This is a genomic window from Paenibacillus polygoni (genome assembly GCF_030263935.1).
Taxonomy (GTDB): domain Bacteria; phylum Bacillota; class Bacilli; order Paenibacillales; family Paenibacillaceae; genus Paenibacillus; species Paenibacillus polygoni.
This window is the reverse complement of sequence record NZ_CP127162.1, coordinates 4,772,685-4,795,249: the sequence shown is the minus strand read 5'-3', so window position 1 is coordinate 4,795,249 and position 22,565 is coordinate 4,772,685. Positions and strand designations below refer to the sequence as shown.

Annotated in this window: 17 protein-coding genes and 1 pseudogene; 11 read left to right on the top strand and 7 right to left on the bottom strand. The window is 44.2% G+C overall.

Annotated features, from left to right (window positions below; translation table 11 throughout):
• The first annotated feature begins 81 nt into the window (after positions 1-81).
• On the top strand, positions 82-1,095 hold the full coding sequence (locus QPK24_RS22905; RefSeq protein ID WP_285745028.1) for a Gfo/Idh/MocA family protein: 1,014 nt from the start codon (positions 82-84) through the stop codon (positions 1,093-1,095).
• 192 nt (positions 1,096-1,287) lie between these two features.
• On the opposite strand, the gene QPK24_RS22900 is transcribed toward QPK24_RS22905, so the two are convergent.
• Positions 1,288-1,557 (bottom strand): hypothetical protein, encoded by a 270-nt coding sequence (locus QPK24_RS22900; RefSeq protein ID WP_285745026.1) that lies wholly within the window; start codon positions 1,555-1,557, stop codon positions 1,288-1,290.
• Positions 1,558-1,952: 395 nt separating this feature from the next.
• Between QPK24_RS22900 and QPK24_RS22895 the strand changes: the two genes are divergently transcribed.
• From QPK24_RS22895 to QPK24_RS22885, 3 genes are all read left to right on the top strand, one after another.
• Entirely contained in the window at positions 1,953-7,091 is a 5,139-nt protein-coding gene (locus tag QPK24_RS22895; protein ID WP_285745024.1) for a rhamnogalacturonan lyase family protein, read from the top strand.
• A 247-nt stretch (positions 7,092-7,338) separates the two neighbouring features.
• Positions 7,339-9,417: a catalase gene (locus tag QPK24_RS22890; RefSeq protein ID WP_285745022.1), complete on the top strand. Its 2,079-nt coding sequence runs from the start codon at positions 7,339-7,341 to the stop codon at positions 9,415-9,417.
• A 178-nt stretch (positions 9,418-9,595) separates the two neighbouring features.
• On the top strand, positions 9,596-9,742 hold the full coding sequence (locus tag QPK24_RS22885) for a hypothetical protein (protein ID WP_285745020.1): 147 nt from the start codon (positions 9,596-9,598) through the stop codon (positions 9,740-9,742).
• 92 nt (positions 9,743-9,834) lie between these two features.
• On the opposite strand, the gene pepT is transcribed toward QPK24_RS22885, so the two are convergent.
• Entirely contained in the window at positions 9,835-11,070 is a 1,236-nt protein-coding gene (gene pepT / locus QPK24_RS22880) for a peptidase T (protein ID WP_285745018.1), read from the bottom strand.
• A gap of 196 nt (positions 11,071-11,266) precedes the next feature.
• Between pepT and QPK24_RS22875 the strand changes: the two genes are divergently transcribed.
• Positions 11,267-11,680, top strand: a complete 414-nt coding sequence (locus tag QPK24_RS22875; protein ID WP_285745016.1) for an SRPBCC family protein — start codon at positions 11,267-11,269, stop codon at positions 11,678-11,680.
• Positions 11,681-11,815: 135 nt separating this feature from the next.
• Here the strand turns inward: QPK24_RS22875 and QPK24_RS22870 are convergent.
• Positions 11,816-11,983 (bottom strand): annotated as a pseudogene (locus QPK24_RS22870) (DNA-3-methyladenine glycosylase); the annotation flags it as partial.
• A 179-nt stretch (positions 11,984-12,162) separates the two neighbouring features.
• Here QPK24_RS22870 and QPK24_RS22865 point away from each other — a divergent pair.
• The 5 genes from QPK24_RS22865 to QPK24_RS22845 all read left to right on the top strand — a co-directional run bounded on the left by QPK24_RS22865 (position 12,163) and on the right by QPK24_RS22845 (position 17,246).
• Entirely contained in the window at positions 12,163-12,873 is a 711-nt protein-coding gene (locus QPK24_RS22865) for a FadR/GntR family transcriptional regulator (RefSeq protein ID WP_285745014.1), read from the top strand.
• A gap of 290 nt (positions 12,874-13,163) precedes the next feature.
• Entirely contained in the window at positions 13,164-14,510 is a 1,347-nt protein-coding gene (locus QPK24_RS22860; RefSeq protein WP_285745012.1) for an MFS transporter, read from the top strand.
• 98 nt (positions 14,511-14,608) lie between these two features.
• A complete protein-coding gene (locus QPK24_RS22855) occupies positions 14,609-15,460 on the top strand; it encodes a transketolase (RefSeq protein WP_455430336.1) in 852 nt (283 codons plus the stop codon).
• Positions 15,460-16,422, top strand: a complete 963-nt coding sequence (locus QPK24_RS22850; RefSeq protein WP_285749526.1) for a transketolase family protein — start codon at positions 15,460-15,462, stop codon at positions 16,420-16,422. Before QPK24_RS22855 ends, QPK24_RS22850 begins: the two co-directional genes overlap by 1 nt.
• 65 nt (positions 16,423-16,487) lie before the next feature.
• Positions 16,488-17,246 (top strand): SDR family NAD(P)-dependent oxidoreductase, encoded by a 759-nt coding sequence (locus QPK24_RS22845; protein ID WP_285745009.1) that lies wholly within the window; start codon positions 16,488-16,490, stop codon positions 17,244-17,246.
• Between the two features lie 107 nt (positions 17,247-17,353).
• On the opposite strand, the gene QPK24_RS22840 is transcribed toward QPK24_RS22845, so the two are convergent.
• Genes QPK24_RS22840 through QPK24_RS22830 form a run of 3 tightly spaced genes read right to left on the bottom strand, consistent with a single transcriptional unit; the run spans position 17,354 to position 19,420 of the window.
• On the bottom strand, positions 17,354-18,337 hold the full coding sequence (locus tag QPK24_RS22840; protein ID WP_285745007.1) for a DNA-3-methyladenine glycosylase 2: 984 nt from the start codon (positions 18,335-18,337) through the stop codon (positions 17,354-17,356).
• Entirely contained in the window at positions 18,297-18,845 is a 549-nt protein-coding gene (locus QPK24_RS22835) for a methylated-DNA--[protein]-cysteine S-methyltransferase (RefSeq protein ID WP_285745004.1), read from the bottom strand. The genes QPK24_RS22840 and QPK24_RS22835 overlap by 41 nt, the downstream gene beginning before the upstream one ends.
• Positions 18,842-19,420 carry a bifunctional transcriptional activator/DNA repair enzyme AdaA gene (locus tag QPK24_RS22830; RefSeq protein ID WP_285745002.1) on the bottom strand — a complete coding sequence of 193 codons (579 nt, stop codon included), beginning with the start codon at positions 19,418-19,420 and terminating at the stop codon, positions 18,842-18,844. Before QPK24_RS22830 ends, QPK24_RS22835 begins: the two co-directional genes overlap by 4 nt.
• Positions 19,421-19,677: 257 nt before the next feature.
• On the opposite strand from QPK24_RS22830, the gene QPK24_RS22825 reads away from it, so the two are divergent.
• Positions 19,678-20,736 (top strand): LCP family protein, encoded by a 1,059-nt coding sequence (locus tag QPK24_RS22825; protein WP_285745000.1) that lies wholly within the window; start codon positions 19,678-19,680, stop codon positions 20,734-20,736.
• 52 nt (positions 20,737-20,788) lie between these two features.
• Here QPK24_RS22825 and QPK24_RS22820 read toward each other — a convergent pair whose 3' ends face one another.
• Entirely contained in the window at positions 20,789-22,285 is a 1,497-nt protein-coding gene (locus QPK24_RS22820; RefSeq protein ID WP_285749524.1) for an alpha-amylase, read from the bottom strand.
• Between the last annotated feature and the right edge of the window lie 280 nt (positions 22,286-22,565).

The following is a 22,565-nucleotide window of genomic DNA, read 5'->3' as shown; positions in this document are numbered from 1 at the left end:
TGAAGTGAGAGCTGGTTTTTTTTAGATTTAAAACATATAATTCCTATAATTACTAATTTTATAATAATTAGGAGGGAGAACATGAATCATCAAGTTATTGTGGCAGGCTGCGGCGGGATGTCGAACGCCTGGTTAGACTATGCGGCAAAGCGGGACGATGTACATATTGCTGCCTTAGTAGATATATATGAGGAAAATGCGGTGAAGATGGCAGAGAAGAGAGGACTTAAGGTGCCGATCTACAGCGATCTTAGTGCTGCTCTTCAGTCTGTGAATGCGAATCTAGTATTTGACGTAACGATACCTTCAAGTCATAAATCAGTGGTAACTACAGCGCTTGAGGCGGGATGCCATGTATTTGGGGAGAAACCCATGGCAGAATCTCTAGAAGATGCACGCGAGATTGTGGAGGTCAGTAAGCGTACGGGTAAGCGATATGCTGTGATGCAAAACCGCCGTTATCTCAAGCAAATTCGAGCACTTCGTGACCATTTACAATCAGGGGCTATTGGCAAAATAGGATCAATACACGCTGACTTTTTCCTTGGGCCTCGGTTTGGCGGGTTTCGGGATGTCATGGACAGCCCGCTTATTATTGATATGGCGATTCATACATTTGACCAAGCCCGGTTTATTACGGGAGCAAATCCGGTATCGGTGTACTGTCATGAATATAATGCAGAAGGCTCCTGGTATCAGGGAAACGCTTCTGCGATCTGCATTTTTGAAATGAGTGATGGTTCTGTATTTAGCTATCGCGGGTCTTGGTCAGCCATCGGCCTGCCTACCTCATGGGAAGCAGACTGGCGAGTGGTGGGAAGTGAGGGCACTGCCCGCTGGGACGGAATCCATATGCCTTATAGCGAGCAAAGGAAAGAACACGCTGGTGACGGGTTCTTTCATGAGGTTGTCCGAACGGAAGCAAAAGCAAGTTGGAACGGAAGGGAAGGGCATAATGGATGCCTAGATGAGATGTTTACCGCACTAGAGGAAGATAGACCGGCAGAAACCGATGCGTTGGATCACATCCATAGTGCAGCCATGGTTTTTTACGCTCTAGAGAGTGCAAGGACAGGGAAGAAGATCTTTCTATAACATGCTGTCTTTTCTTTATTCAGAATGTGATTTTCGCTTTTCAAGGTAACGGAAGATAAACATAGGTACGACAACAGTAAGCGTAATGCGAATCACAATTTCAAGCCATGGAACATCTGCTGGAGGCGTTCTTAACATAATCAGTTCATAGAAGGCAATGAAAGCGATAGGGGCTGCTCCGCATAATAAGATCTAGTAAGGGGTTAATGGCTTTCTAACTTGGCCTTGCTGCTTCCTATAAACTGTACTTGTATAACCAAATACTGCCGTTAATGCTAGAGCCAAGAAAACGGCTGTAAGAACAGAATCAATTCCCATAAGAAAATATTGTGTCCCAATGAAAGCAACTGCAATGACAGATGAAAAAATCGTAAGCAGTTTACTATCATAGTCGTACCCTTTTATTAGACTGATGGCTATATATGTGGCTGCAACAACCAAAGTGAACAAAAAGGAAAACATCGTTATATCACCTCTTTTATGAATAAACTCAGCATGTAGAATCAATTTCATAATCCCTTTAGTTGCTTTAATCCGGGGTATATATAGATCAAAATGGTTTTGTTTGTCTATATATAGTTACAAATTCATCATTTTAATGAGTTATGAAATTGATTCTGTAACGAAATATAAAGAAATTACTTTCTAATAACCTTACCCTATTTAAATAGGTAATAAAAGGATGAGAAGTATAAAAAAGTGACGATTTCGAATAGAAATCGTCACTTTTTTTGTTCAATACCTGGGATAAAGAACACTGATATATGCACGAAATACACTGTTTTTTTGATGTTAAAAGAAGTGATCTAAAGCTACGATGAAAGGGGTTACATTTAGAATGCAAAGGAGGCATCTTCATGAAAGCGAGCAGGAAGCACCATCCTGGCAAATCTCGATTTTTTATCATTTTTCTTGTTTTTCTTATGGTGCTGTCAACGATGGCAATGCCAATGGAATGGGGTGGACAGACGGTAAAGGCAGAGGCTATACAAGATGAAGTAGACGAGGGTGTACAAGAAGAAGTACAGGAGGATGCACAAGCAGGGCAAGAAGGGATAGAAGAAGGACAAGAAGGAGCAGAAGAAGGTCAGGAAGGAGTAGAGGAGGAAGTGCAAGGGGATGAGACGCAGGCGGATGCGGGTCGCGATGCTGCGGCTCCACAGACGAATGATGCAGAGATTAACCTGAAGATGGCTGCTGAAGGCGAATATCGCTTTGATTTCGGGAATGGAACGGTAGCGGAAGGTTATATCGGAGTCGGTGCACAGTCATCTTATTCACAAGAGACAGGGTATGGATTTACAGATCTGTCCACAGTGACGGTACATGACCGCGGAGGAGATGACCCGCTTCGCTCTGATTATGCACATGTGGATAACGGCATATTTCAGATTGATTTGCCTAATGGCGATTATGACGTAGCCCTTATTGCTGGAGATCAGGAGGAAGGTTCAGAGATTGCGATAAGTACAGAGCGGATGCAAAAAGTGCAGCTGACTGCCAAAGGGGCAGGCGAATTTTTGGAGATGAATTTCTCTATTGCACTGGTGGATGGTCAGCTGAATCTCGCCATCACCGGTTCTGCAGCTAAACTGAGCGCACTGGTTATTACAAGGCTGCCGGACCGGACACCAGGCAGTAATCCCGCAATCTATATCGCTGGAGATTCCACAGTGCAGACTTACGATCCCTACTGGAAACCGGAAGCTGGATGGGGACAAATGCTCCCTCGTTTCTTCGGGGAAGAGATTGTGATTAAGAATCAATCTATTGGTGGACGAAGCACGAAGTCTTTTATTGATCAAGGCAGACTTGATGATATTCTAAAAGTCATTCAGCCGGCTGATTATTTCCTCATTCAATTCGGTCATAACGATGCAACGATCTCGATTCCTGAACGGTACGCATCGCCGGCTGATTATAAGGAGTTTCTCAGAACCTATATCCACGGTGCTGAACAGCGCGGGGCAACCCCGATTCTTGTCACACCGGTAGGAAGAAGAGATTTCAATGCAGATACAGGTAAATTCAATGTGAGTTTCCCTGAGTACGTAAATGCAATGAAAGAGGTAGCAGCAGAGGAAAATACAAAACTTATCGATCTTAGTACACTGAGCCGAGCTTACTATGATTCCATTGGTCCAGAAGAGACTAAATCGGTCTTTTTGTATACCGACCCAGGAGTGTACGCAGCATTCCCGAATGGATCAGCAGACAATACACACTTCCAGGAGTATGGAGCGATTCAGCTTGCTAGAATGGTTGCTCAGTCGATCAAAGAGCTGAATATCCCACTATCGGAATATGTAAAAGAGCAGGACTTGCCGGATGCGAAACCGAGTGCTGTAACCGGTCTTGTCGCCGGTAACATCAGTAACAGCGGTGCATTATTAAAATGGAATGCGGTAGAGGGTGCTGATATTTACCGGATCTACGTCAAGCTTCAGACAGATGCGGAATCTGCGTATAAGTTAGCAGGAACTGCTACCGTGCCTAGCTTCTCCTTGGCTGGTCTTTCCGAAGGAAAAGCATATACAGCGTATGTTATTGCGGTAAATGGCAAAGGTTCCTCTGATCCTTCTGAAGAAGTAACGATTGGAACCAAATCAGCTGCTTATCGCTATGATTTTGGTCCTCCGGGCTCCCCGGTAGCAGAAGGATACACGGAGATTAATCGTAATATTCTGTATACCAAGGAACGCGGTTATGGTCTTGTCGTTCATGAAGGTGCTTTGGCAGACCGTGATCGAGGCGGGGCTACAGATGCTCTTCGCCGTGATTTTATTATTAATTTCGGCGGTGTTTACGAATTTAAGGTAGATCTTCCTAACGGTACATATGCCGTGAAATCCTATACGGGAGACTGGATTGGTTCTACAAGAACGAACGTGAACATTGAAGGGAAGGACTATGGAACAATAAGTTCTGGCAAAGAGAATGTTGCTGAGAAGCTGCATGCTCCTATAACTGTACAAGATGGGCAGATCAACATGATCTTCTCTGGACAAACCGCTCATGTGAACGGAATTGAGATTACACCTCTTCTGCTTGCACCAACGGGTCTGGAACTGGTGAAAGTAGATCTTGCGAGTGAAGTTCCTTCCGCGGACATTGCGTGGAAAGGCATGGATAGTGCAGCCTTATACCGTGTATATCGTCAGGCAGAAGGAGAAGCGAAACCATCATTTTTAGCGGAAACTTCCGAACTCACTTGGAAAGATGAAACCGTGGACTTTGGTATGAAATATACTTACACCGTATCCGCAGTGGATGCAGCAGGGCTTGAATCGGTTGCTTCAACACCGCTAGAGGTTTCCATGATTGATTCCTCTGTAGAGAAAGCCGGCGTTCCTACGGGCTTAAAAGTAAGTTCTATTCATAAAAATGAGGTTACATTTACTTGGGAACCAAGCGCAAAGGCTCGTTCCTATAACGTATACCGTTCGGATCAAGCGAATGGAGTCTACCATCTGATCGGTAAAACAAAAGAAGCACAGTACACAGATCAAACCATTCTCAGTACAATACCTTATTATTATAAAGTGGCGGCTGTAAATGCGGGAGGAATCTCGGATTTGTCAGAGGTGCTTGTTACCGAAGCGGTAACCACGTTGTATCGTCAAATGGAGAACCTTGATCGTGCACCTGTTGCAGTCAAGACAGAAGACGGCATATTTATTAGCTGGAGAATGCTTGGTCTGGACCCGGACTCCATCGCTTTTCAAATTTACCGAGATAACAAGCTCATTACGAGCAAACCGATTACAGATCGTACCAACTATGTGGATGCAGGGGGTACGGATAAATCAAAATACGTGATTGAACCAATAGTAGGTGGAGTCAAACAAAAAGCGACGGAGCCAATCTCCGTATGGCAGCAGCAATATAAATCCATCCCGCTCGATAAACCAGCAGATGGTTATACCAAGGATGGTCAGCCTTACTCTTATTATGCAGGAGATGCGAGCGCAGGTGATCTCGACGGGGATGGCCAGTATGAAATCGTTATGATGTGGTCGCCAACGAACAGCAAGGATAACTCACAATCTGGTTACACAGGCGAAGTGTATCTGGATGCTTATAAAATGGACGGAACAAAACTATGGCGTATTAAAATGGGTCCTAACATTCGTGCAGGGGCACATTATACTCAGTTCCTAGTCTATGATTTTGATGGAGATGGGAAAGCGGAAGTTGCGATGAAGACAGCAGACGGAACCAAAGACGGTGCGGGTGTAGTTATCGGAGATGGTTCACTCGATCATCGCAATAGCTCTGGATATGTTCTTCTTGGAAACGAATTCCTCACTGTATTTGAAGGAACAACGGGTAAGGCACTAAGCACTGTTCCTTATGATCCGCCTCGCGGTGATGTAAGTTCGTGGGGAGATGGATACGGAAACCGGGTTGACCGGTTCCTTGCGGCAGTTGCTTATCTGGATGGAGAGCATCCAAGCCTTGTTTTCTCGAGAGGTTATTATACAAGAACCGTGCTTGCTGCTTATGATTTCAGAGGCGGGGAGCTGACCAAACGCTGGCGTTTTGACACGAATGATGAAGGTCTTAGCAGCTATGCAGGACAGGGGAATCATAACCTGTCGGTCGGTGACGTAGATAACGATGGCAAAGACGAAATCCTGTTTGGTGCCATTGCCATTGATGATGACGGTACTCCGCTTCACAATACAAGACTCGGTCACGGCGATGCTATGCATTTTGGTGATCTCGATCCTCAGCGTGAAGGTCTTGAAATCTTTAGTGTTCATGAAGACAAAAATGCGAAATACGGCATGGAAGTACGTGATGCAAATACAGGTGATATTCTATGGGGAGTACCTCTCGGAATTGATGTAGGCAGAGGGATGTCAGCCGATATTGATCCGAATTACCCAGGAGAAGAAGTATGGTCTGCTACGATTACGAACGCAGAGCATATTCCGCTAAGCGGTTTGTATTCGATTAAAGGGGAGAAAATATCATCTAAAATCCCTTCATCGACAAACTTTGGGATCTGGTGGGACGGCGATCTGCTAAGAGAGCTGCAAGATGATATCCGAATCGATAAATGGGATTACAAAAATCAAAAAACGATCAATTTACTCACAGCAACAGGCGCTGCGTCGAACAACTCCACAAAAGCGAATCCAAGTTTACAAGCGGATCTTTTGGGAGACTGGCGTGAAGAAGTTATCTGGCGTTCGGAGGACAGCACAGAGCTTCGGATTTATACAACAACAGATGAATCGGACTATCGTATTCGTACGTTAATGCATGATCCAATCTACCGCTTAGGTGTTGCATGGCAGAATGTTGCTTATAATCAGCCTCCACATACAGGCTTCTATTTAGGAGCAGGAATGGAGATGCCTGCGGCTCCAAACATTCGTTATACGGGTGCTGAGGATCAGGGATCAGCAAAAGGAAAGCCGGGGATTCCTGTGCTTTCCGATAATAACGGACACAGTAATGGTCTTTTGGATGGAGAATACACGATCTCTATGAATATGTGGTGGGGTGAGAATGGAACCAGATATAAACTGTATGAGAACGGGAAGCTGATCCATACAGAGCTTTTATCTGATAGTACACCTGATGCACAAAGTGTTCATGTTCCACTGGCAGGAAGAGATAATGGTACGTACGTGTACACGGCAGAACTGATAAACGCACACGGAACAACACAAAGTACTCCTCACACGGTAACGGTAAAAGATGCAGCTCCGAGTAAGCCTAGTATATCAAGCGATAACTGGGATCAAGACGGAGCGTACCGGATTACGATGAACATGTGGTGGGGAACAAGCGGCACCCTCTATAATCTGTATGAGAATGGGGAACTCGTCGATACACAGGAATTAGCAGCAGTGACGCCTGATGCACAGACAGCCTACACTGAGATTACAGGCAAGGCAGCCGGCGTATACGAATATCAGATTGAACTGTCTAACAGCCATGGACAGGTAAGAAGTGAAGTCATTCGTGTTGAAGTGAAATAAACTAGGAATTGGGTAAGAGAAGCCGGGCGCAGGATTGTTATTTCAACCGCGACCGGCTTCTTTATTTTGTATACATAATAGAAGATGGAACGTTTCCACGAGGCAACAATCAGATTTGATTCTGGACAAGCGTTTAATTCGATGTGATGAAGGGTACTTACACTAATAATGCAAAGTTACTATTTTTTTTCGGTAGATTCGTTGTTAGTTACTGATTAAGGAGCGAAAACGAAGAGGAGTGATAAGAATGAGTGAGAAAGATATGAACGTGAAAAAAGATGCGAAAGACGAGCAGCTCGATTCATTCCGAGTAGATAATGACGGACAGAAGTTAACGACCAACCAAGGGCTTAAGGTGTCTGAAGATGAGTTTTCGCTGAAAGCAGGAGAGCGTGGACCGACGCTAATGGAAGATTTTCATTTTCGTGAGAAAATGACGCATTTTGACCATGAGCGGATTCCAGAACGGGTCGTGCATGCCCGCGGTTTCGGTGCCCATGGGTATTTTCAAGTCTATGAGCCGCTTACTGAGCTCACTAAAGCAGGTTTTCTGCAAGACCCAAGTGTAAAGACTCCTGTCTTTGTCCGTTTCTCAACCGTAGCAGGGTCACGCGGATCAGCAGATACGGTTCGAGATGTGCGCGGATTCTCCACGAAGTTTTATACCGAAGAAGGAGTCGTTGATATCGTCGGTAACAACATACCTGTCTTTTTCATTCAGGATGCGATTAAGTTCCCGGACTTCATTCATGCGGTAAAACCAGAACCTCATAATGAAATTCCGCAGGCTGCTTCAGCTCACGATACATTTTGGGATTTCATAGCGAATAACCCAGAGAGCGCTCATATGATGCTGTGGCATCTGTCCGATCGTGCTTTGCCGCGCAGTTTCCGGATGATGGAGGGTTTTGGTGTACATACATTTAGACTAATTAATGCCGAAGGAAAAGCCCATTTTGTGAAGTTCCACTGGAAACCAGTGCTTGGTGTTCACTCCCTTGTCTGGGATGAGACTCAGAAGATTGCGGGTAAAGACCCTGACTTCCATCGCCGCGATCTATGGGATGCGATTGAGTCCGGTAATTATCCAGAGTTTGAGTTTGGGCTTCAAGTTATTAAGGAAGAGGATGAGTTTAGTTTCGATTTTGATATCCTTGATCCCACTAAGCTATGGCCAGAAGAACTCGTACCTGTTCGTAAAGTAGGTAAAATGACGCTGAATCGAAACACTGATAATTTCTTCAGCGAGACAGAGCAGGTGGCCTTCCATCCTGGGCATGTTGTTCCAGGTATTGATTTTTCCAATGATCCATTGCTTCAAGGTCGTCTATTCTCGTATACAGATACACAGCTTACGAGACTTGGCGGGCCAAACTTTGCCGAAATTCCTATTAACCGTTCGATTGCTCCCGTACACAATAACCAGCGTGACGGTATGCACCGCATGACAATTAACCGCGGCCCGGTCAGCTATCACCGTAACGGAATGGCCGGTAACAGTCCTTCTACGGCTGCACCTAGCGAGGGCGGTTATGAACATTATACCGAGAGGGTCGATGGCCGAAAAGTACAGGCAAGAAGTGAAAGTTTCAAAGACTTCTACAGCCAGGCCAAATTGTTCTGGAACAGCATGTCGGAAGTGGAGAAAAAGCATATTATTACTGCGTTCCAATTTGAGCTTGGAAAAGTTCAGCGCAAGGAAGTGCGTCAATCGGTAGTAAATCTGCTGATGAATATCGACACTGCTCTTGCAGCGAGTGTTGCGCCGAAGATCGGTGTACAGCTTCCGGAAGCAGGAGAAGCAACTAAGGACCCGGTTCCAACCGATTCTCCGGCACTCAGCATGATGAATACGATTTTCAGTGCGAAGACTCGTAAGGTTGCGATCATTGCAGGAGAAGGTTTCGATCAGGCAACAACCAAAGTTATAGAAGCGCTGAAGGAAGCAGGTGCCATGCCAGAGGTGGTTAGTGACCGACTTGGTCCTATCAGCGGACAAGGTGGACAAAGCATTGAGGCACTGCATACTTTCCTCACCAGCGATTCTTTATTATTCGACGCCATTTATATTGCGGGTGGAAAAGAGGGCGTGAATCTTATTGCCTCTGAACCTGATGCAAAAGAATTTGTGCGCGAAGCATACAAGCACTTTAAACCGATCGGTGCCGTGAATGAAGGGGTAGCTTTCCTACAGCAGTCGCTGGCAATAGAAGACCTGCGTGTACCAGGGATTGTGACGGCTCGGTCTACGGAAGAGCTTTCCGGTTTTGAGAACAAATTTGTGGAAGCTGTAGCTGCGCATCGTTTCTGGGATCGCAAAATGTAAGGTAAATGTAACAAATATACGTCTATTCTAGACAAGCGGAATAGCTGCTTCTGCAGCGACCCTGCTTGTCTTTTTATTTATATGTAAATATAGCTATATAGATGTGATGGGTGATGTCTTTTGTTACAATAGGTCCAGTATTCTCTTATGACAACGATGAACAAGCAGGCACATGAAAGTGCTTGAATCCATCAACTTTGAAATCTTGCGAATCCTGGAAGAAGAAGGCGTTAAACTTGCAGTGCCAGCGCAGCGTCTTTTCTTGGAGAATCATGCGATTTTTGAGAAAGAAGGGCGGATGCTTGAGCATTCACACAGGCAATGACTTTCTTCTAGTGGACAAAAAACCATAAAAAGGGCGATGAATTACCTCGAACAGGTAATCTATCGCCCTTTTTTTAAATCCATCAAATCCGTTTATTCTCCGCGCTGCTCAAACAGCTGAACAATTCCAATAATGACCTGAGTGGCTTTCTCCATATGATCTACGGATACATATTCATAACGTCCATGAAAGTTCTCTCCGCCTGTAAAAATATTCGGTGTCGGCAGTCCCATGTAAGATAATTGAGAACCATCGGTTCCCCCGCGAATCGGTACAATATGAGGTTCAATATCGAGCTGTTTCATGGCTTCTCCGGCAATATCCACAATAAATTTCACGGGCTCAATTTTTTCGCGCATATTGAAATATTGGTCACGGATCTGGAGCTGGATTCGCTCCTCGCCGTAGGCAGCCTGAAGGATTCTGGCGATCTGCTCCAGATTCGCTTTCCGTGCTTCAAATTGGTCTCGATCGAAATCACGAATAATATAATTCAGTTCGGTTTCTTCTACATCTCCTTTAACAGAAGACAAGTGGTAGAATCCTTCATACCCGTCCGTAAATTCCGGTGCTTCTTGAATAGGAAGTCTTGCGTGAAACTCCATTGCGATTTTGGCGGAGTTCACCATTTTATTTTTCGCAGTCCCTGGGTGGACATTTTTGCCTTTGAAAATAATTTTGGCAGCTGCGGCATTAAAACTCTCATACTCCAGTTCACCAAGCGGCCCTCCATCAACGGTGTAGGCATATTTTGCACCAAATGCCCCTACATCAAAACGCTCCGGCCCGCGGCCGATCTCTTCATCGGGTGTAAAAGCAACCCGGATCTTCCCGTGTTTAATCTCTGGGTGAGTAATCAGGTATTCCATGGCAGTCATAATTTCGGCAATTCCTGCTTTGTTATCTGCACCAAGGAGAGTCGTTCCATCCGTTGTGATTAGCGTATGACCTTTATAACCTGCAAGCTCTGGGAAATCTTTTAGAGACATAATAATCTGTTGTTCCTCGTTCAGCGTAATATCTCCGCCATCATACTGCTCTATAATTTGAGGGTTTACGTTCTTTCCTGTAAAGTCAGTGGCTGTATCCAGGTGAGCAAGAAATCCAATCACAGGAACATCATGGTCCGTGTTAGAAGGAAGTGTGGCCATCACATAACCGTTATCATCCATACTTATCTCTTGCATGCCGATGGAGTGCAGCTCTTCTACCAGTTTGCGTCCAAGTTCGAGCTGTCCTGGAGTTGTAGGGCAAGTCTCACTGTTCTCATCCGACTGGGTGTCCACACGTACATAGCTCGTTAGTCTTTTAATTAAGTCCTTTTTCACGTTACATCAGCTCCTATGTAGTTCACTTTTATAGATGTAGTTTATCACGAACCCTGCCCTCATGCATAAATCTGGAAAAGGGGTTGCACAATATTAGAAAACCACTTGAGATTCCATTGACGTGCAACCAAAAGGTGCTATAATTGCCGCATTCTTTACTAGTAAACGATAAACCTATTTGTAAAAGGAGCGACTTATGACAACATCATTGCCCGAAATTAGAAAAACCATTCTGCTGGATGCACCCATGGAGAAGGTGTGGAAACAGATCTCTACAGCAGAGGGAATCGCACAGTGGTTTATGCCAAGTACCTTTGAACCTGTGCTTGGTCATGAATTTATTCTTGAAGCAGGGCCTTTTGGTAAATCGAAATGTAAAGTAACGGAGTTAGATCCGCCGAATACGCTGAGTTTTACTTGGGATAAAGATTGGCTGCTCACTTTCAAGTTAGAAGAGAAGGAAGAGCAGACAGAATTTACTTTAATCCATGGCGGCTGGAAGGCTGGAGAGAAAACTTCATTTGGAGAAGAACATCATATTGTTCGTGACCGCATGGACCGAGGATGGAGCGGCATTGTGAATAAGCTTGCTTCTGTAGTTCAAGCATAAGGTTATATTTCCGAGCTGCGGTGTTGTGGAGCTTTACCTGTAATGAAGGATTGACAGCATACTTCCGATTGAAGAGAAGGTCTATCTAGATCAAAGAGAGCGCAGCAGGTAAATCCCGCTGCGCTCTTCTTGTATTTACGATAACGTAAGGCTTCGCCATAAATAGAATACAGCATAGGCTTCGTAACCTTTCCAAGGATCGAAAATGGCTCTAATCTCAGCTGGATTACGCAAACAGCGCATCATAACATAATGTGCACTCCATGGACCAATCCCTCTGATGCGAAGCAGTGTCTCTTCAGCTACCTACAAAAACTTCATTGTTAGAGGAATTGAGTGAAAAACATTGTCAAAACTATGTATTTTTACTTGGGTAGACTGCATTTGTATGATAATCATGTTGTCTAACAAGTTCCTAATTTATATAATGATTAGAGATAGAAAGTTTTTAGCGATCAAACGAGTGAATCCACCAAGGGGATGTGATTGCAATACAATTCAATCGGGTATCAAGCAACAAACTGTATATTCAAATTTACGATCAGATTCTCTCTGAAATACAATCAGGAACCTTACAGTTAGGGGACAAGCTGCCGACAGAACGTGAATTATGCGCACAGTTCGGTGTAAGTCGTGCTCCTATTAGACAGGCACTAAGTGCACTTGAAATGAAGGGCTACATCTACTCCAGACAGGGAGAAGGTGTCTACGTTAAAAACACGAAGGTTCAAGAAGAGGTACTTGCAGATGAATCGTTAATCAACTCAGTTTCTCCAGAGGATATTGTGGAAGCGAGAATGAACATCGAACCGCTTATTGCCAGTTTGGCAGCTCAAAGAGCGACTTCTGACGAGATTGGGCTTCTTCGGAAAACCATTAAACAGATGGAGTTAGAGACAGAAGCTGGACATTATGTGCCGGAGACCGATGAACGCTTGCATATGGAGATTGCTAGAGCTTCTCATAACGATCTTTTCATTCAGTTCATCACTGTGATCATCCAAGCTATGAAGCAACAGGAAATGTGGAGATTCATTCGAGACCGCACAGTCACTCGTCCCGATTACCGAGATACCAATTTTCTCGAACACAAAGAAATTATTGATGCTATTGAGAAAAAACAGGCAGATAAAGCATCCGAGTTGATGACTCAACATATGCAAAATCTGTTTAATCGCTATTGGAAAGACTAATAATAATCCCTATGCATCCACGCAGCATAGGGATTATTTATTGGTTTTAATCCATCCGCAACAAAAAAAACAAGTTATTGACAATTAAAAATGAACTTGTTATATTCAGTATAGAAAACTTAGGATACAAGTTAACAAGAATACAAATGGACAGGCGGTGTATAACATTCTAGGTAATATTGAAAGCCCTTCATCTCCAAGGTTTATGTTTTAAGTGATATTTTTTATTTGAAATTGTAAGCGCTTAAACTTTTAATAGTTAGAATTCCGTTTACTAGGGGGATATTCATATGGATCTAAGTCAACTGGAGAAGTCTACGGTTCGCAAAGTAACTTTGCGATTGATCCCATTTTTGTTTTTGTGCTTTGCGATTTCAATTTTGGATCGGGTCAATATCGGGTTTGCAGCATTGCGAATGAATGAAGACCTTGGATTCTCCGAGGCTGTGTATGGGTTTGGGGCAGGCATTTTCTTTCTCGGTTATTTCCTGCTTGAGGTACCGGGTAGTGCAATGATGACCAAGATTGGTGCTAGACGCTGGATTAGCAGAATCATGGTTTCATGGGGGATTATCGCCATCATCATGGCATTTATTCAGACGCCGATCCAATTTTATATCGTTCGCTTTTTACTCGGTGTGGCGGAAGCCAGCTTTTATCCTTGCATGGTGCATTACCTAAGTGGTTTTTATCAATCCAAGCATCATGCCAAAGCAATTGCAGGGTTCATGATCGCTATTCCCGCAGCGAACGCTATCGGATCACCATTATCAACATTCTTGTTACAGATTGACTGGTTTGGTTTAGCTGGTTGGCAGTGGTTGTTTATTTTGGAAGCGATTCCAGCAATTCTTCTCGGTATTATCTGTTACTTCTATCTAACAGACCGCATCGAGGATGCTAACTGGTTGACGGAACCAGAGAAGACCTGGCTGCTGGATGTGACTCACAAAGAGGCACTTGAAAAGCAAAAGAACAAAAAGCCTACGTTCCTTCAAGTATTGCGTGATAAAGATGTACTCATTCTGGCGCTTGGATACTTCTTCTGGATGTTTGGCTATTATGGCATCAACATGTTCTTGCCAACGATATCGAGAGGATTGACCGAATCGATAGGGTGGTCCTTACAAAGTATTGGCTGGCTGCTTGGGCTTATGTATCTGTGTGCAATGGTGGTCATGTATCTTGTAGGAAAAAGCTCAGACAAACAAAACGAGCGTAAATTCCATGTAGCAGGTTGTGTGACGATTAGTGCAATAGCAATGATTGCAAGTGTGTATGTAGCAGATTTTAGTTTGGTTGGTGCGTTTATACTTCTGACCATCAGTCTATGCGGAACATTTGGAGCTTACTCTCCATTCTGGGCAATTCCGCCATCATTCCTGACGGGCGCAGCGGCAGGCGGTGCGATTGCAATGATCAACAGTATTGGCAATTTGGGCGGTTTCTTCGGCCCCTATTTTGTAGGATATGTCAATGATATGACGGGTAATCATAATCTGGGGATGATCGCCCTTGGAATTAGTATGATCATAAGTGCGATCGTTATCATTTTCCTTGTTAAACAAACCGGCAAAAGTCAGAAAGTCAGTCCGGGAAGAACATTGGAGTATACGAATTCGAGCAAAATCGGTTAATGGGTCAAGAAACGAGTATGTCTCTGAGAGAAGAACTCGTTTTTTTTACAACAACTTAGGATACAAGTTAACAAGTATACAAAAATACCAACAATACGATACATGAGGTGAGCATAATGTACCAAACGACTATTGAAGAACTTAAACAAAAAGCAATCCAGTTGAGACAAACGGCAATTACTATGATTCATGAAGCACAGTCGGGCCACCCTGGTGGTTCACTATCCGCAGCCGATATCATTACTGCCTTGTATTTTAAAGAAATGAACCTTGACCCAGCAAATCCGAAGTGGGAAGACCGTGATCGCTTTGTGTTATCCAAAGGACATGTATGCCCGATCCAATATGCAGCATTGCTTCATCGGGGATACGTTCCATTTGAGAAAGTGCATACGCTAAGACAATACGGTTCTCCATTTCAAGGGCACCCTGACATGAAAAAATGTCCGGGAATCGACATCTCGACAGGATCTTTGGGTCAAGGTCTCTCTTGTGCAGTAGGGATGGCCATTGCGGGTAAGAGAGACGGAAAAGCATATCGGGTGTTCGCTATGTTAGGGGATGGCGAGTGTCAGGAAGGACAGATTTGGGAAGCAGCTCAAACTGCGAACAAGTATCAACTTGATAATCTAATCGTTTTCGTTGATGACAATAACTTGCAGATCGACGGGACTTGCGATGAGATCATGCCGAACCTGGATCTGGAATTGAAATTTAAGGCCTTTGGCTTTGATACCAGAAGGATTGATGGACATGACATGCAACAGATTGTAGATACATTGGATGAAATTCGAGGTATTCAGCATGGAAAACCAATATGCATCGTGTGCAATACGGTTAAGGGCAGAGGGGTTTCATTTATGGAAGATGTATGTAACTGGCATGGAGTTGCTCCTAAGGAAGCTGAATACTTGCAAGCTTTAGAAGAAATTGCGGGAGGTCTAAAATGATGAGCATACAACAAAGTAATGTAGCCGAGAAAAAAATTGCGACACGTGAGGGTTTTGGACATGAGATTGTTGAGCTTGGTAAAAAGAACAAGGACATCTACGTTGTTGATATCGATATTGGTAAATCATGCAAGACAACCGAGTTTGCTAAACAGCTCCCTAATCAACATATCAATGTTGGTATTGCTGAGCAAAACGCGGCCGGACTGGCGGCCGGTTTGGCAACAACAGGAAAAATACCATTTATCAGTACGTACGCCGTATTTGGCTCACTACGAATGCTTGAACAGATTCGGCAGGAAGTCTGCTATCCTCATCTGAATGTGAAAATTGCCTGCTCTCATGGTGGATTGACTCCGGCTAATGATGGCGGAAGTCATCAGGCAATTGAGGATATGGGCGTGCTTCGCACCATTCCAAACATGACCGTTATTATGGCTGCTGACTATGCTTCAACGCGCAAGCTGGTTGCCAAAGCAGCAGAGCATTATGGCCCGGTATATCTTCGGTTTACGCGTGACACAGTTCCCGTCATTTACGGAGAAGATGAAGAGTTTGAGATAGGTAAAGCTAAAAAACTGAAGGACGGCAAAGATATTGCCATTATTGCTAATGGCGATACCGTTCATCTTGCCTTGAAAGCGTCGCAATTACTAGAAAATGAGGGCGTCTCCGTTAAGTTACTTGACTTCCATACCATTAAACCTCTCGATCGCGAGGCTGTTATGGATTGCCTGAGCACCGGACGAATCATCACAGTAGAGGATCATAATATTCTCAATGGCTTAGGAAGTGCAGTGAGTGAAGTTGTGGCCGAAGAAGGCGGAGCTGTCGTACGCAGAATTGGTGTTCAGGACCGGTTCGGAGAATCTGCACCATATGAAAAATTAATGGAAATGAACGGTATTACAATCGAAAATATCGTTGCCACGGCACATTCCCTGTTGAAAGGTACTCGCTAATCCTGAAATGCTGCTCGAAATCTGATCATATATCCCAACCATCCAATTAGAAGGAGTGTTCTAGCATGTTTGAATTAAACAATAGAGTTGCGATTGTCACAGGAAGTGGAAGCAAGCGGGGAATTGGACGCACCATTGCGTTGACTTTGGCTGAACAGGGGGCAAAGCTTGTCATTGCCGATATCAACCAGGAGGGAATTCAGGATACGGTTGATGCTATCCGTGCCGAAGGCGGAGAAGCGATCGGCGTAGAGTTAAACGTGACTAGCCAAGAATCGAATCAAGCAATGGTGGAGAAGGTTCTTGAGGCATTTGGACGAATAGATATCTTGGTCAATAATGCAGGCATATCTCAGAAGGCGACTGTAGCAGAAATGACCCTAGAGGATGTAACACGGGTATTTAATGTAAATATGTTCGGATTGTTCTTGTGTACTCAAGCTGTGTTGGAACCGATGAAAAAACAAAAATACGGTCGAATTATTAGTTTGTCTTCTGTATCGGCTAAGCGTGGCGGCGGCGTCTTCGGTGGAGCGCACTATTCTGCATCAAAGGCGGCAGTACTAGGTTTCTCTAAAAACCTTGCCCGTGAAGTGGCTACAGATGGTATTACAGTAAATTGTATTGCACCCGGGCTCGTAAACACAGATATCTGGAAATCACTTGACCAAAATACAGCGAACGGCGTCATCGCGACTATTCCTATGGGCCGCCCAGGCGAAACCGAGGAAATTGCTTCAGCTATTGCCTTCCTTGCCTCCAAAGAGGCATCCTACATTACTGGAGAGGAAATAGACATCAACGGCGGCTCTCATATGGACTAAATAACAAACGAATATGAGAAGCAGAATCAAGCTATAAGCTCCACATGGATATGGAATTATGATAAAAAAGAGCGCAGCAGGTAAATCCCGCTGCGCTCTTCTTGTACTCACGATAACGTAAGGCTTCGCCATAAATAGAATACAGCATAGGCTTCGTAACCTTTCCAAGGTTCGAAAATAGATTTAATCTCAGCTGGAGTGGGCTTAACGGACAGACCAAGTTGTTTCTTCAGAGCTGCATGCAGTCCTGCGTCTCCTATGGGAAATGCGGCTGGATTACGCAAACAGCGCATCATAACATAATGTGCACTCCATGGACCAATCCCTCTGATGCGAAGCAGTGTCTCTTCCGCTGCCTCATATCCCGAAGCCAGCAGTGTTTCTTTTTGTAATTCTCCACGCACGACCCGCCCAGCGATATCCACCATATATTCTGCCTTCTTGGTAGTAAATTGCAGTTCTCTAAGAGTGGCCAGGGTGTTACTACCAAGTAATGCCGACGGCGAAGGGAAACGGTAATAGGTTCTTCCATTGCACTCATAAGTCTCCCCGAAATTCTCAACGAGCCGTTTCTTCAGCGTATAGGCAAAGGTAAGGTTAATCTGTTGTCCTATAATAGCCCAGCACAGAGCTTCAAAAAGATCAGGAACTCCGATAATTCGGAGTCCATTCAAAGATTGAACCAGTGGACCGAGCAGGGGGTCATCCTCAGCCAGTTGATAGAAAGGAACAAGATCTCTCCGAAGATCAAACCATTCTTCTATAAAAAGGAAGATGAGACTCCATTCTTCTGCAGAGACCGGTTCTGCACATAGGCAGCGGATACATAGAGCATGGGATAATGCCTCATAACGAATTTCTATTGGAATGGGTCTGCCCTGTATATCCAGTGATTTGTAGATTCGTTCTTCTTCCACTTCATGCAGGCATTCGAGTGTAGAACGGTTCAAGTAATAGAGAACTTCTGAGTAATTAAAAGGTTCAGGCAAGGTAAGTTTTCGTTCAGTTTCTATGTGATTTGCTAATATTTCCGCCCCTATATGGGGATCGTTAGAATTCAAAACGGGCATGTCCTTTTCGGGTGTAGTCATGATATCCCTCCAGTGTAAGAAGTGCTTCCTTGAAATGGAGTCCTCCGCGAAATCCGGTGAGGTTCTTGTTCTTACCGATAACCCGGTGACAAGGAACCAGCATGGGAATGGGATTCGCTCCATTCGCTGTGCCAACAGCACGGACCGCCTGCGCTCTGCCGACATGATTTGCGATATCGGAATAGCTGCGTGTTTCTCCATAAGGAATCTGCTGTAGTGCATTCCATATTTCCGTTTGAAAAGCAGTTCCGCGAAGATCAAGGGGTACAGAGAACTCTGATCTTTCTCCACTCAAATACTCTGTAAGCTGTTTTCTATAAGGTTCAAGCTGCTGTTCATCCTTAAGCAGTGCAGCATCTGGGATGTGACGATAAATCCAGGACTCGAATGCCTCCCAGTTCTCTGACGGCCAGGTGATTTTACAGATTCCTTGTTCGGTTGCTGCTAGATATAAACATTGATTTTGTAACAAATCATGTTGAACCTTCGTCCAATAGACAGGGGTCACGGTGTATCCCTTCTTTCGCTCGATTGTCGGTAATGCTGCGGTGTTTGACCGATTTCTTTCTGAAAGACAGCAATGAAGTGAGAGGTGCTTTTATACCCGATAAGGACAGCGATTTCTCTAATTTCCAGGTCGCTTCTTAGGAGTTCCTCTTTTGCTTTTTCCAGTCGTACTTTCTGCAAATATGCTGCGGGGGTCAGCCCGGTTACTCTTTTACATACTCTTTGAAGATGATAGGGGCTAACTTTGATCTCATCTGCCAAACGGTTTAAGCTCACAGACTCTGAGTAATGGTGATCGATATAGGATGTGACGCGCTCCGAGATCTCCTTATCCGGATTGTGCAGTTCTTTGATGTCTGGCTGACATCGTTTGCAGGCACGATAACCGTCTCGCTCTGCTGCTTTTGCGGCCGAGTAAATTGTTACGTTTTCCGGTTTTGGCGTCTTAGAGCGGCAAGAAGGGCGGCAGTAGATTCCCGTTGTCCGAATCGCTGTATAGTAGATTCCGTCGTATCGATCACTGCGCTCTAATACAGCCTGATACACCTTTTCAAAAAGTTCACTTTGTTCCCGCATCTACTCTACACCTCCGCTTCATTTCTTATTATAGGCTTCCTTGGCATATAGAGCAGTATTTTGGAATAGGAAAGCAAGATTTCGACATTGTCACCAAATTGATATTCCTTATTATGGAAACTTGTAGTATAGTAATTGCGTTATCCCTTTGTAAGCAGAACTGTACATAATTTTTAATTAAACAAAAGCAACCGTAGTCTGAAATTATAGCTTGAATCTGTCGAAAAAAAGAAAAAGAGTGCAGAGAGGAGAAGCACATGAGTGACCAGGAAGAATACCCGCTGACGCGGAGTAAACGACACCAGAACAAAAAAACGAAGAAACCGAAATCAAAGAAACCGCTGATTATTACAGCGATCATTCTCTTGCTTATAGGAACGATGGGGTTTGCATTCCGTAAAGAACTTGTTGCTGTAGCATTTCAGCTGTTTTTGGAGGATACAGTAAAAGGCCACATTGATAATGCATACGAGCCGATTCAGGTGACAGGTCCTGCAGGGGATGAAGAAAAGCAGGACGAGCTGACAAAACCATTCAGTATGCTGCTGCTCGGTGTAGATGAAAGAGAAGGCGATGTCGGAAGATCAGATACGATGATCTATGCGGTATTCCGCCCGGAAGAGCACCGAATGTTATTAATGTCGATCCCTCGCGATTCGTATGTTCCGATTGTAGGACGAGATAAGAGAGATAAAGTCAATGCAGCTTACGCTTATGGAGGAACAAAAATGAGCGTAGAGACAGTGGAACAGCTGCTTCAGACAGATGTCGATTATTATGCAAAAGTGAATTTCAAAGCGCTGGTAGAAGTAGTCGATGCGCTTGGCGGTGTGAAGCTGCCAATCACCGAAGTTATTGAGAACAAACAAAGAATCCACATAAAGCTCCGAATTGAGCCGAACAAACCAATCTATGACGGTGCAGATGCCCTAAATTATGTGCGTTATCGTGAGGATTCGGATTATAAGCGGACAGAGCGCCAGCGGATTTTTATCAAGCAAGCAACAGAGAGAGCATTATCGCTCGGTAATATTACGAAGATTCCGCAGTTAATCGATATAGCGAGTTCCAATATGAAGACAGACATGACTTCTGATTTTATTATTGATCTAGCGGAACTATTGTATGAGAAAGGATCCGTTCCCCAGATGAGCAGTTACATGCTGAAGGGTGAAGGTGAGAATAACAAGTATGGCTGGTACTACATGCTAAGTGATCAAGGTTTAGCAGAGGCACAGGAAATCGTCGATAATTGGATGGATGAAAATACAGCAGCGGCGGATCTTATTGATCCTGAGCTCAAACTGAACGAATAAGGAAAGAAAGAGGCAGGCCTATCAAAGGTCTGCCTCTTTTTATGCCATATTTTTAAGCTTGTGCCTCTTGCTTCTGATCGTCTGATTCCTGATCTTCAACTTGTTCCACCCAGACCGAGACACTTCCGCCTTTGACGGTAAAGTTAGCACAGCCATCTTCTTCAATTGTAAACGTCTGTTCTTGGTTACCTGTAATATCATACCAAGTCTGCCCCGCACGTTCTTTACCGACACACATCCGCTTTTCTCCATTCTCGCCGTTACCGATAATGACGGCACAGCCGGAGTGAGGAATTTCAGCGATACCGCATCTTACCCAGCCAATGGTATTCGGATGGTCGAAATAATCGATTTGGTCGCCGTAGGCGTGATGGTATCTTGCGGCTAGCAGAGGGTCAAGGGCTGCTTGCTTCGGAGGAATCGGATTTTCTCCGCCAATACCGTAGTAATCTCCGTAGAACACACATGGGTATCCGCCCTGACGAAGTAAGATCAGTGCATATGCACTTTGTTTAAACCAGTCGTCAATCCAAGACTCGAGCGCTTCTCCGGGCTGAGAATCATGGTTATCAACAAAGGTAACCGCATGGGTGGGGTGGGTTTGTACAAGCGTATCATTAAAAATCGTAGTTAGATCAAAAGCTTTACCCGCAAGCGAAGCTTCGTGAAGTTTATAATGGAGTGAAACATCAAAGAGATCTATTTGATAATCGACAGTATCAAGGAATTTTTGGCAGGAAGCAAGATCCGGTTTCCAGAACTCACCTACAATATAGAAATCCTGCCCTCTTTTCTTAATCATCTCCTTGGCAAACTGTTTAACAAATTCATGATTGATATGTTTAATCGCATCCAGACGGAATCCATTACACTGGAGGGTATCAATCATCCATTTGCCCCAGTTAATCATCTCTTCGCGAACTTCTGGTTTTCTATAATCAATGTTAGCGAACATCAGGTAATCATAATTTCCAAATTCATCATCTACATTCTCGTCCCAGCCTTCTTCGTTAGTCGCTATTCGGAAAATACCAGTTCGGTCTTCGGCTGCATCGTAGTCTGTTCCATTAAAGTGAGTATGGTTCCATTTAAATGAGGAGTAGGTATTACCACGGCCAGGGAAATCAAATTTCGTCCATCCCTCTATTTCAAATGGCTTGGAGATATCCTTGGTACGATTGTTCGGATCGACCTCAATGACTTGGAATCGTTCGGTCTCATCTGCCCCTGCTTTATGGTTCATCACAAGGTCTACGTATACGGCAACCCCATTTTGAGTACAGATTCCCATGGCTGCTAAAAGTTCTTCTTTCGAACCATATTTGGTTTTCACCGTACCTTTTTGGTCAAACTCTCCTAAATCATAGAGATCATATACTCCATAGCCTGTATCCTCAGGTGAACTGCCTTTGGTGACAGGAGGGATCCATACGGAATCGATTCCTTTTTTCTTTAACTCAGGAGCTCTTTCTGACAGGCGTTTCCAGTGTGCTCCATCTGCTTCTACATGCCATTCAAAGAACTGCATCATAGTATGATTGCGTTTTATCATACGACCGCCCCCTCTCATTAGTATCGTTCTCTTACAACAGCACACCATAAAGGATGTGGTTTGCGTGATGACAGACTGCCGCAATCTATAAGTGCTTTTATTCAGAAATAACCACCCAGGGAGAGAACTAAACCCTATTAAGAAAATATATGGGACAAGGAACAAGACGATAAGGTTGCTTATCTTCTTTAGGCATGCTTAAAAAAGATGGTAAATTATCGTGCATATATGAAAATTTTATGCTAAGATACGGTTTGTTTCAGAAAAATTTACGTAA

Bases quoted from the DNA above. Each gene is read 5' to 3' on its own strand.
- QPK24_RS22905 (WP_285745028.1), top strand. From the start codon at position 82: ATGAATCATCAAGTTATTGTGGCAGGCTGCGGCGGGATGTCGAACGCC.
- QPK24_RS22900 (WP_285745026.1), bottom strand. From the start codon at position 1,557: ATGTTTTCCTTTTTGTTCACTTTGGTTGTTGCAGCCACATATATAGCC.
- QPK24_RS22895 (WP_285745024.1), top strand. From the start codon at position 1,953: ATGAAAGCGAGCAGGAAGCACCATCCTGGCAAATCTCGATTTTTTATC.
- QPK24_RS22890 (WP_285745022.1), top strand. From the start codon at position 7,339: ATGAGTGAGAAAGATATGAACGTGAAAAAAGATGCGAAAGACGAGCAG.
- QPK24_RS22875 (WP_285745016.1), top strand. From the start codon at position 11,267: ATGACAACATCATTGCCCGAAATTAGAAAAACCATTCTGCTGGATGCA.
- QPK24_RS22860 (WP_285745012.1), top strand. From the start codon at position 13,164: ATGGATCTAAGTCAACTGGAGAAGTCTACGGTTCGCAAAGTAACTTTG.
- QPK24_RS22850 (WP_285749526.1), top strand. From the start codon at position 15,460: ATGAGCATACAACAAAGTAATGTAGCCGAGAAAAAAATTGCGACACGT.
- QPK24_RS22845 (WP_285745009.1), top strand. From the start codon at position 16,488: ATGTTTGAATTAAACAATAGAGTTGCGATTGTCACAGGAAGTGGAAGC.
- QPK24_RS22840 (WP_285745007.1), bottom strand. From the start codon at position 18,337: ATGACTACACCCGAAAAGGACATGCCCGTTTTGAATTCTAACGATCCC.
- QPK24_RS22830 (WP_285745002.1), bottom strand. From the start codon at position 19,420: ATGCGGGAACAAAGTGAACTTTTTGAAAAGGTGTATCAGGCTGTATTA.
- QPK24_RS22825 (WP_285745000.1), top strand. From the start codon at position 19,678: ATGAGTGACCAGGAAGAATACCCGCTGACGCGGAGTAAACGACACCAG.